We start from the raw sequence: 15494 nt of genomic DNA on the forward strand, positions 1-15494 counted from the left end.
CTAAAGTTTTATTTTTTTAATTCATTTATTCGACTGCATTTAATCTTTTGGATAATCGCCCCGGTGGGTTAAAATTTCGTAGCCAATTCCTTTCATCCGGTTACTTAAACAGACCCGGCATTCGGCGGCCTCATCCCCCGTGCAGATTTTATTATCATACAGGCTGTAATCCTTTCGGACTGACACGGGAGACAGGTTGGGCATGACCACATTGGCCCCAGCCAGAATGCCCGCTTCCCGACCATTGGGATCAATCGTTCCCAGTGCGGTCGTGGCTGGAATCAGCGCTTTAGGCAGCATCAGCCGCAGGATTGAGATAAGCAATAAGGTTTCTTCCAGCGTACCGGCTTTAGCGTCCTTATACGGGGTGTGCTGATGGGGAATAAACGGTCCGATCCCAATCATCTGGGGATTTAATTCTTTTGTGAAAAGTAGATCCGCAACCAGATTTTCAACCGTCTGATGGGGCGATCCCACCATAAAGCCCGTGCCTACCTGAAAGCCGATTTCTTTGAGATGGGTAAGACATTCTTTTCTGTTTTCCAGCCGCAGTTCCCGGGGATGAAGCTTTCTATAGTGCTCCGCACTAGCCGTCTCGTGCCGCAGTAAATAACGGTTGGCTCCGGCGGTAAAGAATGCTTCATAAACAGCTCGCGGCCGCTCACCGAGTGACAGGGTAATGGCACAATCGTCGTAGTCACTTCTGATTTTACCAATCAGTTTAATCATCATTTCATCGGAAAAATCCGGATCTTCCCCACCCTGTAGTACAAAGGTACGAAAGCCTAAGTCATATCCGATTGCACAGCAGTCAAGAATTTCCTGTTCGCTTAACCGATACCGATGAGCCTGTTCGTTACCGCAACGGATGCCGCAGTAGTAGCAATCATTTTTGCAATAATTACTGAATTCAATCAGCCCCCGGACATAGACCCCATTGCCAAAGATTTCTCCGGCCACTCTTTTGGCCCGGTTTGAAAGATCCGCTCGTAACTCGGGGGTGTTATTTTCAAGCAGCCATTTAAACTCATCTTTTTCTAAAAACTGCTCTTTTTCCAGTTTAGCCGGTAATTTATTCATGATTTTCATTAGCTTTTTCACCCTTTGGCAATTTTGAATAAACGGTTTTAATGCTCACCCCCTCAATCATACCCAGCTTCCCGGACAGGGAACTGATGATATTCGTCGGTGCATCAACAACCACGCTGATCACCGAAATGCCGCGCTGTTGATAAGGAATTCCCATTCGTCCGACAATATGCTCACGATAATCGTGAAGCACCTGATTGAGCTTTTCCACTGCTTCTTTTTTTTCAACTACAATTGCAATCAGTCCGATTCTTTTTTCCATCTTAAACTCCTTCACTCACCTTCTTTTTAACCAGCTACCCTTAAACTACCAAAAAATCACCTCAATTTCGCTCCCTCTTCGGTCGCGGGCAGTCGCCAACTGCAAGCGAGCTTGCGATTGGCTCGTTGCCTTAACGAAACCTCAATTCCGCTTTGCTTCATTTCGGTAACGAAACCTCAATTCCGCTTTGCTTCATTTCGGTAACGAAACCTCAATTCCGCTTTGCTTCATTTCGGTCGCGGGCAGTCGCCAACTGCAAGCGAGCTTGCGATTGGCTCGTTGCCTTAACGCGAAAATCCCTGTACCGGGATGGCACAGGGAAAAATACGCAAATAACCAAACCATTTAGAAAAAATGATATGGATGAATGACACATGATTCTCTCGCCTTTCCATTAGGGACGAACCCGGATGGCATCAGTACGATAGCTTTGTTTTTATTAATGCTTGTCAATGCTTGTCCAGTTTGCTGTCAGAATCTGAGGATTCGTCATCTTTTAGCTCACTGTTGTTGAAAAGGATATCATATAATTCAACATGCTTCAATAATTATCAGAGGGAAATTCTTGTCTTTTTTCCGGCTCCGATACAGTCTTACCCAAAAATTAAGGACCACACGCGATGTGATCAGAGTTTTCGGTGTATCTCCGAAACCCAGATCACATCGGTATGATCCTTTTTATTATTACAGATTATGAATGAACAATCCGCTTCTTAATTTTGGTTCAAACCAGGTAGATTTTGGCGGCATCACCATATCTGCGTCAGCAATGTTCATCAGCTCTTCGATGGCGGTCGGGTACATCGAAAAAGCGAGTACCATATCTTCACTAACACGGCGTTCCAGTTCGTTTAAACCCCGGATGCCACCGACAAAGTCGATTCGTTTATCGGTACGAATATCCCCGATTCCCAAAATTGGTATCAGGATATTGTTTTGCAGAATCGCCACATCCAGTGAATTAACCGGATCGGCGGGATCGTAAACCCCTTCTTTGACGGTTAGCAGATACCATTTTTTATCCACAAATAAACCAAAGCTGCCTTTTTGAGGCGGTGTTACCGGTTCGGCATCCTTAGGCGTTACATCAAATTTTTCCGACAGTACGTTTAAAAACTCCTCAACGCTGAGTCCGTTGAGATCCTTAACCACGCGATTGTAATCCATGATATAGAGCTGCTCATCGGGAAATAATACCGACAGGAAATAGTTAAACTCCTCTTCGCCGGTATACTCCGGATTTGCTTCCCGGCGCATCAGACCAACCTTAACCGCCGACGCCGAGCGGTGGTGTCCATCAGCGATATAGAGACTGTCAACATGACCGAATTTTTCAATTAAACCATTAATCACGGCCTCGTCGTCAACAATCCAGGCCCGATGGGTAATCCCATCTTCTGCAACAAAATCATAAACCGGTTCATTCGCTTTCCGCCAGCTGTCTACCATCTCATTGATGGCGTCCTGGGCCCGGTAGGTCAGAAAAATTGGCCCGGTATTGGCATTACAGGCATCAACATGCTTAATCCGATCTTCTTCTTTATCAGCCCGGGTCAGCTCATGTTTTTTAATCGTGTTATCAAGATACTCATCAATCGCCGTACAAACAACCAACCCGACCTGGCTTCGCCCGTCCATGATCAGTTCGTAAATATATAAGCAGTCTTTGGTATCCTGGGTTAGGGCATTCCGATGAAACAGTTTTTCCAGATTTTTTCTGGCGGTTTCATAAACAAAAGGATCATTGATTTTAATTCTTTCGTCTAAGGTCGTTTCCGGCCGGTCAACCCGTAAAAAAGAATCCAGTTTCCCCCGGGCAGCTATTGCCGCTTCTTCCCGGTTATAGACATCATAGGGCAGGGCAGCCACATCCTGAGCTTTTTCAGGAAAGGGGCGAACCGCTTTAAAGGGTTTTATTGTTGCCATTTTTTTCTCCTATTTTTAAATAAAGAAGTGGCTTCTGCTAAACGAAGACCACTTCTTTTTTTTTATTTTAGAATCCGTACTCGGGTAACGCCTTCAATCGCTTTTAAAGCGGTCTTCACGTCCTCACCAACATTGCTGTCAACATCAATCATGGTATATGCCCATGAACCTCTGTGTTTGTTGGTCATAACTGAAATATTAATGTCATAATCCGCAAGCACCTTGGTAATCTGGCCCAACATATTTTTTACGTTGGCATGGTTCACAGTCAATCGATTTACTGCTTCACATACACCCATATTACAATCCGGATAGTTGACAGAATTGATGATATTGCCGTTTTCCAGATACTCTTTTAACGAATAAATTGCCATTTCCGCACAGTTTTCTTCACTTTCCGGAGTTGATGCACCTAAGTGCGGAATGTTGATAACATTTTTCATTTTCAACAAGCGTTCATTGGGGAAGTCCGTCACATAGGTTTCAATGGTACCATCTTCAATGGCATTTTCCAGAGCATCGTAATTAACCAGTCCACCCCGGGCAAAGTTTAGTAATCGCAGTCCTTTTTTGGTCTCTTTTAACAAGTCGGCATTAACATAATCTTTTGTTTCATCCATAAAAGGAATATGAAGTGAAATGTAATCACAATTTTTAAAGATTTCTTCTTTGCTGACAGCACGTCTGACTTTTCGACTTAATCCCCAGGCATTATCAATCGAAATAAAGGGGTCAAAGCCGTAAACCTTCATCCCGAAATCAATCGCCATATTGGCAACCAGCACTCCAATGGCACCTAAACCGATCACACCCATTTTTTTGCCATATAGTTCTGGACCGCCAAAAGCACCCTTGCCTTTTTCAACCAGAGCGGGGACTTCCTCGCCCTTATCCGTCAAAGTGCCTGACCATGCTATCCCATCAACGACCTTACGTGAAGCGATCAGCATCCCGGCAATCACCAATTCTTTTACCGCATTGGCATTGGCACCAGGTGAGTTACAAACCACGATGCCCTGTTCTGAACACTTATCGAGAGGAATGTTATTAACTCCGGCTCCAGCCCGGCCCACAAACTTTACTGACTCCGGGATATCCATGTCATGCATTTTATAGCTTCGCAGTAAAACCGCATCCGGATTCTCCGGCTGATCTAAAACTGTATAATTCTCACTTAATAATTTTAGCCCTTTTTTAGAAATATTATTCAGTGTCTGTACTTTATAATTCACAATCAAATTTCCTTTCTTAGCAAAACGCCTAGGCGTTTTCTTTTTCAAACTTCTGCATGAAATCTATCAGGGTATCAATCCCCGCCATTGGCATGGCATTGTAAATGCTTGCTCGCATCCCGCCAACACTACGATGACCCTTCAGGTTTTCCATTCCGGCTTTCTTGCTTTCTTTAACAAACAGGGCATCTAACTCGTCAGAACCGGTAATAAAAGGCACATTCATTAGTGAACGGTCTTCAGCCACAACAGTCCCTTTATAAAGCTTGCTGTTATCAATAAAATCGTAAAGCTTTTGAGCTTTTTCTTTATTCGCGGCTTCCATGCCAGCAACACCACCGTTTGCTTTTACCCATTCATAAACAAGTTTGCAAATATAAATGCTGTAGCATGGTGGAGTATTGTAACAAGAATCATTGTCAACATGGGTCTTATAATCGAGCATTGTGGGCGTAAAATCTTTGGCATGACCCAATAAGTCATTGCGGATAATCACCGCTGTGACACCAGCCGGTCCCATGTTCTTCTGAGCACCAGCATAAATTAAGCCAAATTTTTTAACGTCATAAACTTCAGATAAGATATTTGAAGACATATCTGCTACTAAAGGTACATTTCCCGTATCAGGAATATTTTCTGGTTTAAATCGCGTTCCGTAAATGGTGTTATTCGCGCAAATATGGAAGAAATCAGCATCCGGTGTAAAATCCTTGGGATCCACCTTAGGGATGTAGGAAAAGGTTTTATCCTGGGATGATGCAATAACCTTTGCTTCTCCATAACGGGCTGATTCTTGACAAGCCTTTTTTGCCCAACTGCCAGTCAGCATAAAGTCGGCTTTATTGGTTTTTGAAAACAGATTGAGTGGGATCATGGCGAACTGAGTTGATGCGCCACCTTGTAAAAACAGAATCTCATAATTGTCAGGTACATTCATCAGTTCTCGATAAAGACTTTTTGCGGCTTGAAGAATATCATCAAAATAAGATGATCGATGACTCATCTCCATCACGGACATACCGGCATCTCCATAGGATACCATTTCAGACCCAGCTTTTTCCAGGACTTCGAGTGGTAAACAAGATGGTCCAGCTGAAAAATTATAAACTCTTTTCACGTTTAATTTCCTCCTTAAATAGTGTTTTGGTGTGAATTGTAATTCTCTGAAAAAATTACTTCTTGCTATTATATGTTAAATTATTGTCAAATGCAAGATTTTGTATTAATTTTTATGTTAATTTTCTTATTTACTCAGATTTTTATTCAATTGTTACTGTTGTTCTTGCTGGTGTGATGGATTTGACCAAAGCCTGCGATAAATTGGTCTGAATTGGCAATTCATATTCTCCCGGGGCTAAATTCGTACAATCCACAAAGGCTTCAATCTGCGCTGTATTTAAACTGTTTAGGACACTACTGGCACCCTCTAATTTTACGATAACCCGGGAATCCTTAATTTTTGACATCACCTGACCAGCGGCGAGATTTTTTGCACTTACCTTATCAAGGGTAAAACTCTTTTCCACCGGGCTTTCAATGGCAACGGTCACCTTAACTTTTCCACTATCATCGAGGAAATAGAATCCCGTCGGGGCAGTAAGACTAATATCTTTGGTAAATGTTTTTGATTGTCCCGACACGTTAATGGGATCGATGGCAATCGTCTCAATGGTATTTAGCAGGTCCTCTTTGGCTCCGATTATGACCTTTGAAGGTTCAACCATAATCTCTGTGACAATGGTCCCATTGGCCGGTTCTCCGACGGTGGAAGGCGTCATTCCTACGGACTTTGTTTTTCCTAAAAAAATCTCAGTTGGAACAACATTTGGCAATATTTCCAGATCATTAATCGGACTCCCGTCCACATCATAAGCCGTAACATCCAGGTACCTTGTCGTATCGGTTGCCAGTCCGTTAACATTGGCGGTTGCAGTTATTTTATCAATTCGCGTAATCGACGCTTCCGGACCTTCCACTTCCACTTTTTCCTGTGATTTAGCCGAGATCACCGACAGATCATTGGCTGGTATTCCTTCCAACACAATCCCCACATCCACGGCTTCCTTTATGATATTATCCACTTCAATCGAAAGAGTCGTCGGGTTCATGCTACTGATAATCACCGAATTGGCCAGGCCTTTCACCTCAACATCCAGATCATAGATCCCTTTTTCGTCAATATCACTGAGATCTACTTCAGCGGTAATTTCTTTCATAATAATATTTCTTAAATTCCGGTCCGTTCCCTTTACCTGCAAATTGAGATAATAATTTTTATTATCGACCAGCACCAAATTTTTTTCTGCGAGGGATTCCACATTGGTTAAGGTTATCGGGATACTGTTATAATCCTGGGTGATCAGCATATCAGCATTACCATTGACCATAAACCAAAGGGTGATGGCAATGCCCACTGCTGCAATCAGCCGAAATAATCGTTCATGCAAGGCTATCTTCTTTTTATTTGCTGCCATCGATTCTCCCCCAGAGCTTATGAATCCACCCGCTGTCTGTGTTGCCGTCCTCATTGATGATATAGTTTTCCAGAATAATTTGCTTGAGCACCTCGATGATCACATCCTGAAACAAGGTGCCCTTTGATGCATAAGAAATTTGACCCGTTTCTTCGGAGACAATAATGACCAGCGCGTCAGATTTTTCTGTCATTCCCAAACCAGCCCGGTGCCGAGTTCCAAATTCACTGCCCAAATCGCGATTGTCCGAAAGCGGCAGCAAACACCCTGCCGCCCGGATCTGCCGGGACCATAGTTTAATAATCACTGCGCCGTCATGAAGAGGACGGTTCGGCGTAAAAATATTCTCCAGTAGTTCACTGCTGATATCCGAATCCAGCTCGGTTCCGGTTTTAACGATATTATTAAGCCCGGTATCTTTTTCCAGAACAATCAGTGCACCAGTCTGCTCGCACGCCAGTTTGTCCACCGCTTTAATGATTTTTTCGACGTCTTCTTCGAGAAAGTCCATCGATGGTTTCTTCATCATCTCTTTAAAAATACGATTATTTCCCAGTTGTTCCAAGGCTGAGCGAAACTCCGGCTGAAATACCACCACAATGAAAATAAACGCCCAGGTAAAGGCGCTGGTAATAATTAAATTAAGGGTGGTGAAACCCAGCCATTCACTGACAGGCGACAAAAAAAGCAACACAATCAAGCCTTTAAAAACCTGTTCGGCCTGGGTTCCCCGTATCCACATTAATAACTTATAGACAATAAAAGAAATAATGACAACCTCGATGATACTGGCTCCCGTTATTCTTGATTGTAAATATAATAAAAACTCTTCCATTTTAATTCCCTCATTCATTCGTTACTATTAATTATACACTACCTAAGCCATTTCGTGAAACGGAAATTGAAATTTTTCATATTTTTACAGTCCCCATTAAGAATTTTTTTAAGGGAGACTTGTGAAATTCATGCTAAAATTGGCTTTAATTAAAACTCTTCCCAATCTTTTATAAAGAAAAAGGAGCTCTTTTACATGAAAAATCATCTGTTTTATTTACTCCCCAAAAGCGAAACTGTTTTTTTAACCAATACCGATTCATTCAACCAGGCCTACAATATGTTTGTGATTACAAATTATACGGCCCTGCCAGTGATTAACAAAAAAGGACAATACGTGGGAACCATCTGTGAAGGTGACCTGCTACGGGTTTTATCCCTGAGTCTGACCCACCCGGAAATCAATTTAGATGCTTTTGAAATCAAAGACATTGACTTCAAAATAAATCTGGAAGTGGCCAGGGTTAATGAAAGTTACGAACATCTGGTAGAACTGGCTGTGAAGCAGAACTTTATTCCCCTCGTTGATGATCAGGGAATTTTTATCGGTATTCTTAGACGCCAGGAACTGATCAAAGAACTGATCAATTTTTTATCTGATAAGGTCGCTGAACAAGACGTCGGTTAATTTCCTCTAATGACAACGATTAAAGCCAATTGATTCGTCCAACGCTGCCATTGCCAGAACTGTTTTTTCTGTTTTGCAATGAAAGAATCGGATGTATCAATTGGCTTTTTGTCGTCTTCACTGTTTATGTTGTTGTCTTAATCGTTTTAAAATCACCCCTCCACTGCGGGGACAGGGAATGGCCCCGGCTTTTAATAACGCTTCATATCGACCAATCAACCGGTCTGGTGGCAAATTGCTAAACGCTTGCTTCAAACCGTCCTCAAGTAAAAAGCCAGCCAAACTCAGATAGACGTCGACATCTGTTTCGGAAACTGCCTCCAGTGCAGGAATAATGCGTTGCAAAAGAGCCAGATCGATGACCTCTAATTCGCTATACAAACCTTCAACTCCGCTGTTGATGCCAAAAGCCAGGATTTCATTTTTCCCCCGATACCCCATTGGGCACTCATGTTTTATGAGTAGCTGTTGTACCTCATTGAGCAAGACCATGAGACGCTCCAGAATTTCCGGCAAGCCCTTAGCCTGACTATGGATTTTAAAGACACTGTTCTCCCAGTCACTGTCACCGGTAGGACTGCCATAATCGGCAAAAACGCCAATTTCAACCACCGGCATCCGAATCACATTGCCGCTATCAATCACTCGGGAATGGACCGGAAAACTGTCGGGACCCTCATTGATGGTTGCAACAATATAAAGGTTATCCGGAAAGCTTAAGTTACCGTATTCGCGAAAAGCTGTAATATCTGCGCCAAAATCTTCGCGTTTCAAAAAAGGCTCCTTGCTGCCATTAATTCCTTCTAACAAAAGTCGCAGATAATCGGCAGCCGGAGACTGGTCCATTTCATCGAGCATGAAGAAATGGGGTTTATCCGGATATTCTTTGGCTGCTTTTAAGATCAGCATGATGGGTCCGGGGATAAAGTGCCCACGACTGTCCAGATGTCCCAGTAGTGGAGTATGATCCTCCCAATTTTTTCCCACCAGCAGCCGTTTAAATCGACCGTTTTCCTGGTTCGCACCAATTGCCTCAGCAAAGAGCCGGGGAAAACTGGTTTTGCCGCTGCCTACCTGGCCTTTTATGATCACAAATGGTTTTGATTTTATCGACAGATAATAGGTCTTAATTAATTCCGCCGGATAATAATAGCCTTTGTCACCCATTTTTACCTGAACCAACTGAAGATAGGGGGGAAGGTAGTCGTTCTTTGCCGGATAGCGGGTAAATGATTTGCTCTCCGCCGCTTTCGTTTCTGCTTTGAATTGAATGTCATCCACATCAGCAGACGACAGGTTTGTTTCAGATTCTGCCATCACGACCTCACGTAAAGTACTGATCGCTGCATGCTTCGGCTGTGCCGGGGCTTCCGAGCCGCTTTCCGCCTGATTTTTGTTTTCCACACCGGGACGCTCTTCACCGATGCTTTCAAACAAAACGGTCTCTGCCGGTACCGGTTGCGATCCTTGCGGTGGCGGCGTCTGTTCCTCAAGTACAACTTCGGGCTTTTGCTTTATTTCTGCTATCATTTCATTTTCGACCTTGGCGTCCTGTCCTTTTATAATTTCTTCGCTTGGCTCATCACTGACTGCTGTTTCATCAGCCGTCTGACCCTTCGTCAAACATAACTTATACATTTTTCTAAACGCTTCAAATTCAGCGATCAGCACCTCATCTTCTGGCATCTCTGTTTCGGTATATTCGCGATAGCAGACGATCCCCGACACCAGGCTGGCATTCGCCAGCAAAACATCTTTATGATTGGTTCGATAGTGTTCTGTCACAAGGTTTTTTCGGTACGCAGCGGCTTTTTCCGCCAGACTGCGGACCCCCATCCCTTCTTCACCATAGACGATGGCCAGATAAAGCTTACGGCTGTCCATGGCCAGAAGATAAGCCAGATAGAGGTCGCTATCATCTAGAGCCTGTTTATCGCGTACTTTAACCCAGGGGATCTCGGCCCATTGGGTGTCTCCGGCAAAGCCCCGTACCTGATAGTGTCCGGATCGGATGGTTTTTAAGTTTTCAATCACTTTGGGAATCTCTTCGGTGATCGTCTCTTTAAAAGAAAAACGAAAGTCTCTGGGATAATAGTTGGGATAACCGGTAATCCACTTTAACAACAGCTCCTGGAGTCCGGCCGTTGGCGGAGTAGCGATTATCGGCATGTCACTTATTTTTTCATCACTATTTTCTTCATCGGCCATTATTAAGCGCAGATGAAAAACTTCGTTGGCTTTTATTATTTCCAGCTTTGGCGTTTTGGACGCATCCGGATCACCCTGAAACCACGATTCAAAATCAGGAAAGGCTTCACCCAGTTTGCGTATCAGCACCTTGCTCCATTTAAGTTTGGTATCGCCTTCGGTTTCCAGATAAGAAGGATATTCGCGATTCTGATAAATAATTGCCAGTCGTTCTCCGGGATTCCCAAAAAAGCTGATCCGTTCTTTTGGAATAGTCATCTCGGTATTAACAAAGTCCGATAATTCTGTTGTTTTGATCATTCGATCCGATCCTAATAATTCCCAGCTCATTGCTACTGCCTTTCTCTTCTTCGCTCATTCTTATGCCTTTATTTTTCTATTCATCCTGCTTGAGATGATTGTTTTCTGCTGTTTTTTCGTTGTTTTCTGCTTCCAGCTTTAGTCGATTTTCTTCCCGTAGACGCCATTCGTTACGCATTTCTTCCTTGATCTGTTCCTGTTCTGCTTCATGGGCTTTACGTTTTTCAAAAATCAATGCCAGTTCTTCGGGCATCGTTGCTTCCTCATTTTCAGCCAGCGTTGTCCCGGAACTACTGATAAAATACTGGCGCTCGCCCGGACCTTGAAATTCGACAAAATAAATACTCTGGTTTTTATCCAAGATCAAGGTTCCATCATGGACCATCACCTGGAGGGATGGCCCAAAAATCGTCGCTTTAACACAGGCGGTTGTCCAACCGGTAAACTTCATGCCGTCATACTTGGGCATCAGATGGTTTAGTTTATCAAAAAACTCCCGCTGCAGCCGCCAGTCATCGTTGATTGAAATAATCACCGAAGCGGTTCTTTCAGGAATTTGAATGTGTACAAAGCCATTTTTTAAACGGGACCCATTGACATACGCCCGCACACTTGCGGTAATATCAATCAGTTGCTCGCTGCTTGTTATTTCAATCTTGTTCGCTTTCATTTATGCTCCCTATTTTAGTATTCATTAAAGTGTTGTTATTTGGGCTGTCTCCATTATAAACCATCCGATTTGAAAAAACAAAAACATATCCATCGATGATGGATAAAAATTTGCAATATAAATCATTTTATTAGCGATTTATCTATGAGACCGTAAACCGATATGTTAAAATGATCCAAAGTTGTTAATTTGAAAGGAATCATTTATGTATTATAACTTAAGCTTACTTTTTGTTTATTTTTTTATTTATGCCATCATCGGTTGGATGTGCGAAGTGGTGTACTGCTCCATCCCGGCAAAAAAATTTATTAACCGCGGCTTTTTAAACGGCCCCTATTGTCCCATTTATGGAGTCGGTGCAGTCATCATTATTATGTTCTTAATGCCCTATATCAGTAATCCAATTTTAGTGTTTTTCATCGGCATTATACTCACCAGCTCACTGGAGTATATCACCAGTTGGGGGATGGAAAAACTCTTTCATGCTAAATGGTGGGACTACTCCGACCATAAGTTTAATATCAACGGCCGGGTCTGTTTGTTAAATTCATTTCTTTTTGGTCTCTTATGTGTCATGCTGATGTATGTGGTTCATCCCATCGCCTCAGATCTGGTTAACAGCTTTTCGACTTTCTGGATCCAGATTATTGCAACGGTGGCGGCAATCTTCTTTCTTAGTGATCTGGTGGAATCCACTCGTGAAACGGTTTCCTTTAACAAAAAACTTAACAGTGTTTATGAAGCAACCACCGAGCTTAAAGATAATTTAAAAGAAAAAGGCATTACCACTGCCCACGAAGTCACTGCCAGGGTCCGCGAGCTCAAGGATGATAAACTTACCGATGCCATGGATTCAGCTCAACATCTGATTGTTTCGCTAACCAATCGGATTAACGAAACGAAGTTTATCAACCGCTACTCACATCAACGCATTATGAATGCCTTTCCTAAAATGGCGCACACCTATCATCAGAACTCACTCGAGCTTTATAAAGCGTATCTGGAAAAAAGCAAACGGCATAAAGCGAAACGACACTCAAAATAGTTTTTCTTTAAAACCTATGTGTCGTTTGAATCACCCGAATTTCTTACCAAGGAGGTAAGAACCATGTTGTATCACAGTGAACTTAACCTCATCAGTCAGCTTGCCGCCCTGGATCTTCCGGTTTCTGTATCGCTACTACCAGCGTATACCGTAGGTGAAATGGTGACGGACTTGCTAAAAAATGTCAACGATCTTCAGGGCGATTGTGCCATGTCCGCGATAGAGTGGGACAAGTCACTGCGCCTGATCCTGGCTAATCACAACCTCACCTCGCTAAAGATTCTGGCCTACACAAACCAGCCTGACAATGGCCTGGTGGCCTATTGTTTTTCCGACCATACCCCGGACGCCGGAATTATCGCTTTTCGAGGTACCACCGGCATCGGCTGGATCGATAATATCAAAGGGGGGTTCTTAACCGATACACCCCAGCAATTAAAAGCCCTGGCGTTTTTTCATGCGGTTGATGCAACGCTTCGTTTTAAGCACTATACCTTAACCGGACATTCCAAGGGCGGCAATAATAGTCAGTACATTACCATTGTTGATGGTGTAAAAATTCGTTACTGTGTCACCTTTAACAGCCAGGGATTTTCGGCCGAATTTATCAGGAAATATGCCAAAGAAATCGCAACCCATCAGAAAAAAATAATTGCCTACGAATCGGCATGGGACGTGGTTAACATCCTTTTAAACAGCATTGCCGGAAAACGGATAGTGGTCGGTGGTGAATCCAAACTGCCACACAACAATCATCCGCCCAACCGCTTACTAAACCAAAATGGCGAGATCCGAAAACCGGATATGCGCCATCCCTTTTATTCCGGCTTTCAGAATTTTACAGTTAGTTTAACGCTAATGGCGTCCAAAGCTAAACAGCAGCTTAAAAAAAACAAACACAAATAAACTAAAAGCGCCCTTTAACGATTAAACCAATTGGTCAATCCGCTAAAGGGCGCTTTTTTAGATCGCGATAGATGTTCAGGCCGGTTCTTCCTGCCTTGCTTTCATTTTATCAATCCGTTCATTGGTTACTTTTCTAAACACCGCATAAAATACGGCAAAGGATGGAATTCCCAAAATAATCCCCAGAAAACCAAACAGACTACCGCCAATCAGCATCCCGACCAACACCCATAACCCCGATAAACCGATCGACCCACCGACTACACGCGGATAAATGACATTGCTTTCAACCTGCTGCAGGACAATAATATAAACCACAAAAATCAGGCAGTAAATCGGGTTCACCACCAATAAGATAAAGCCACTGGGTACGGCCCCCAAAAAGGCCCCAAAGACTGGAATTACGCTAGTCATGCCAACCATAACCCCAATCAGTAAGGCATAGGGAATCTGCAGTATTGCTAAACCAACGGTACACAGGGTCCCCAGAATAAAGGCTTCCGTAATCTGTCCGGCAATAAAGCCGTGAAAGACTTGATTGGCCGTGGTGCTGACATCTGAAATAAAATCGGCCTGATCTTTTTTGACATAAGCATAGATCAACTTATCTTTAAGGGCCAGTAAATTCTCTTTATCAGCCAACAGATAAATAGAAATAACAACCCCCATAATGGCATTAAAGAAACCCACGGTAATGCTTTTGGTCGCATTAAATATTTCCGGAACAGAACTCAGTAAAAGACTGCCAAACTGTTCCAGTAACGCATCCCATTCAGTCGTAATGTCGTTCCATAATGTTTCGGGCAAATTTAAGAACGCCAGAATATCATCCATCAGAGCATTAAAAGAGGTAATATAATCCGGTAATTTAACAATCAGTGTGTCGACACTTTCGCTGACCTGGGGAATTACAAAGGTAATCAGTCCGGCCAGAATACCAATCACAAAAATGAATGTCAGGGTAATTGCAATCACCCGTTTGCCCTTATTTAGATCCCGGTTTTTTTTAAGTTTAAACCGTCTTTCTTTTTTGGGGGTCTGCTTCATAAAGCCTAAAAGATGTGTCTCAATAAATGACATTGGAATATTTAAGATAAAGGCAATGCCCAGACCGATTAGCACCGGGGTAATAATATTCACAAACAGGCCAAAATAGCCCAGCAGGTATTTTATATTCAGAAGGGCTACCAGTAAACAGATTCCAAAGGTAATCAGAAAAAAATAATTCCTGAAGGTTTTGTCGCTCATTTCCTTGCTTTTCCAATTATTATTGTTTTCCATAGATTCACCGCCTTTTTTTATTGATAATGATAACATGCCGGACCATTAGCCCGCTTAATTTTTATGTTCCCAAGTAAAAAGCATCGCCTGGTTAAGCAATGCTTTTTATCTATCTATGATAATGTATGAAGAACGACCTAATAGGACTTAATCAGGGTAATCCCACCGATAAGCGGAAGCGGCTTGGCTTCAAGCTGCACCACATTGAGAATCCCGTAAATAGCCAAACCCACAAACGCCAACGGTGCCGCACTAAAAAGAATGGTGGACAGAATCCAGCCGATAATCGGTACCAGTCCAATAATACCGCCAACAAAAGTCAAAATTAACCAGGCCAGAAATAGTACCAGACCCTGATTGGTATGATATCGGGCAAATTGGTTGTCACCTGCCGCCAATAACGGAATCAGAAAAATAATATAAGCAAAGACTGCCATGATTTTGCCTTCTTCGGCTTCCTGCTTGTCAATATCAATCATTTCGTTTAACCTCCGTTTTAAAATCAGACCGATATTTGAAAAACCGCTGTCTCTGTTGACATCAGTTTAACTAATATTTGTACTGATTACATGATATCACACTAAAAGTTTAGCGGTCAATTGTTATTTTAAGCGCCAGTCCTCTATCTCATTCTTTTGT

Annotated in this window: 14 protein-coding genes; 3 read left to right on the top strand and 11 right to left on the bottom strand. The window is 42.8% G+C overall.

The window, feature by feature from the left end:
- Nucleotides 1–39: 39 nt before the first annotated feature.
- The 7 genes from hydE to cdaA form a co-directional block, all read right to left on the bottom strand.
- A complete protein-coding gene (gene hydE / locus DOZ58_RS08490; protein ID WP_111889718.1) occupies nucleotides 40–1080 on the bottom strand; it encodes a [FeFe] hydrogenase H-cluster radical SAM maturase HydE in 1041 nt (346 codons plus the stop codon).
- A complete protein-coding gene (locus tag DOZ58_RS08495; protein WP_111887915.1) occupies nucleotides 1073–1351 on the bottom strand; it encodes a TM1266 family iron-only hydrogenase system putative regulator in 279 nt (92 codons plus the stop codon). The genes hydE and DOZ58_RS08495 overlap by 8 nt, the downstream gene beginning before the upstream one ends.
- Before the next feature lie 684 nt (nucleotides 1352–2035).
- Nucleotides 2036–3277, bottom strand: a complete 1242-nt coding sequence (locus tag DOZ58_RS08500) for a DUF1015 domain-containing protein (protein WP_111887916.1) — start codon at nucleotides 3275–3277, stop codon at nucleotides 2036–2038.
- Nucleotides 3278–3339: 62 nt separating this feature from the next.
- Entirely contained in the window at nucleotides 3340–4509 is a 1170-nt protein-coding gene (locus DOZ58_RS08505; protein ID WP_111887917.1) for a phosphoglycerate dehydrogenase, read from the bottom strand.
- Nucleotides 4510–4537: 28 nt separating this feature from the next.
- Complete coding sequence (gene serC, locus DOZ58_RS08510; protein WP_111887918.1) at nucleotides 4538–5626, bottom strand: 3-phosphoserine/phosphohydroxythreonine transaminase; 1089 nt, start codon at nucleotides 5624–5626, stop codon at nucleotides 4538–4540.
- 142 nt (nucleotides 5627–5768) lie between these two features.
- Complete coding sequence (locus DOZ58_RS08515; RefSeq protein WP_111887919.1) at nucleotides 5769–6983, bottom strand: YbbR-like domain-containing protein; 1215 nt, start codon at nucleotides 6981–6983, stop codon at nucleotides 5769–5771.
- A complete protein-coding gene (gene cdaA, locus DOZ58_RS08520; protein WP_242988647.1) occupies nucleotides 6970–7818 on the bottom strand; it encodes a diadenylate cyclase CdaA in 849 nt (282 codons plus the stop codon). The genes DOZ58_RS08515 and cdaA overlap by 14 nt, the downstream gene beginning before the upstream one ends.
- Nucleotides 7819–8013: 195 nt before the next feature.
- Between cdaA and DOZ58_RS08525 the strand changes: the two genes are divergently transcribed.
- A complete protein-coding gene (locus DOZ58_RS08525) occupies nucleotides 8014–8445 on the top strand; it encodes a CBS domain-containing protein (RefSeq protein ID WP_111887921.1) in 432 nt (143 codons plus the stop codon).
- 117 nt (nucleotides 8446–8562) lie between these two features.
- On the opposite strand, the gene DOZ58_RS08530 is transcribed toward DOZ58_RS08525, so the two are convergent.
- Both DOZ58_RS08530 and DOZ58_RS08535 read right to left on the bottom strand, forming a co-directional pair.
- Nucleotides 8563–10953: an MrcB family domain-containing protein gene (locus DOZ58_RS08530; protein WP_204355496.1), complete on the bottom strand. Its 2391-nt coding sequence runs from the start codon at nucleotides 10951–10953 to the stop codon at nucleotides 8563–8565.
- A gap of 76 nt (nucleotides 10954–11029) precedes the next feature.
- The gene (locus DOZ58_RS08535; RefSeq protein WP_111887923.1) at nucleotides 11030–11623 is read right to left on the bottom strand and encodes a secondary thiamine-phosphate synthase enzyme YjbQ; all 594 of its coding nucleotides are present in this window, start codon (nucleotides 11621–11623) and stop codon (nucleotides 11030–11032) included.
- Between the two features lie 205 nt (nucleotides 11624–11828).
- Between DOZ58_RS08535 and DOZ58_RS08540 the strand changes: the two genes are divergently transcribed.
- Both DOZ58_RS08540 and DOZ58_RS08545 read left to right on the top strand, forming a co-directional pair.
- Nucleotides 11829–12668 carry a putative ABC transporter permease gene (locus DOZ58_RS08540; protein WP_111887924.1) on the top strand — a complete coding sequence of 280 codons (840 nt, stop codon included), beginning with the start codon at nucleotides 11829–11831 and terminating at the stop codon, nucleotides 12666–12668.
- Nucleotides 12669–12731: 63 nt separating this feature from the next.
- The gene (locus DOZ58_RS08545) at nucleotides 12732–13574 is read left to right on the top strand and encodes an Mbeg1-like protein (RefSeq protein ID WP_111887925.1); all 843 of its coding nucleotides are present in this window, start codon (nucleotides 12732–12734) and stop codon (nucleotides 13572–13574) included.
- A 75-nt stretch (nucleotides 13575–13649) separates the two neighbouring features.
- Here DOZ58_RS08545 and DOZ58_RS08550 read toward each other — a convergent pair whose 3' ends face one another.
- Nucleotides 13650–14855: an AI-2E family transporter gene (locus DOZ58_RS08550; RefSeq protein WP_111887926.1), complete on the bottom strand. Its 1206-nt coding sequence runs from the start codon at nucleotides 14853–14855 to the stop codon at nucleotides 13650–13652.
- Nucleotides 14856–14992: 137 nt separating this feature from the next.
- The gene (locus DOZ58_RS08555) at nucleotides 14993–15334 is read right to left on the bottom strand and encodes a hypothetical protein (protein WP_111887927.1); all 342 of its coding nucleotides are present in this window, start codon (nucleotides 15332–15334) and stop codon (nucleotides 14993–14995) included.
- Nucleotides 15335–15494: the final 160 nt, after the last annotated feature.

Origin of the sequence: Acetobacterium sp. KB-1 (genome assembly GCF_003260995.1) — a bacterium.
In the GTDB taxonomy this organism is placed as follows: Bacteria; Bacillota; Clostridia; order Eubacteriales; family Eubacteriaceae; genus Acetobacterium; species Acetobacterium carbinolicum.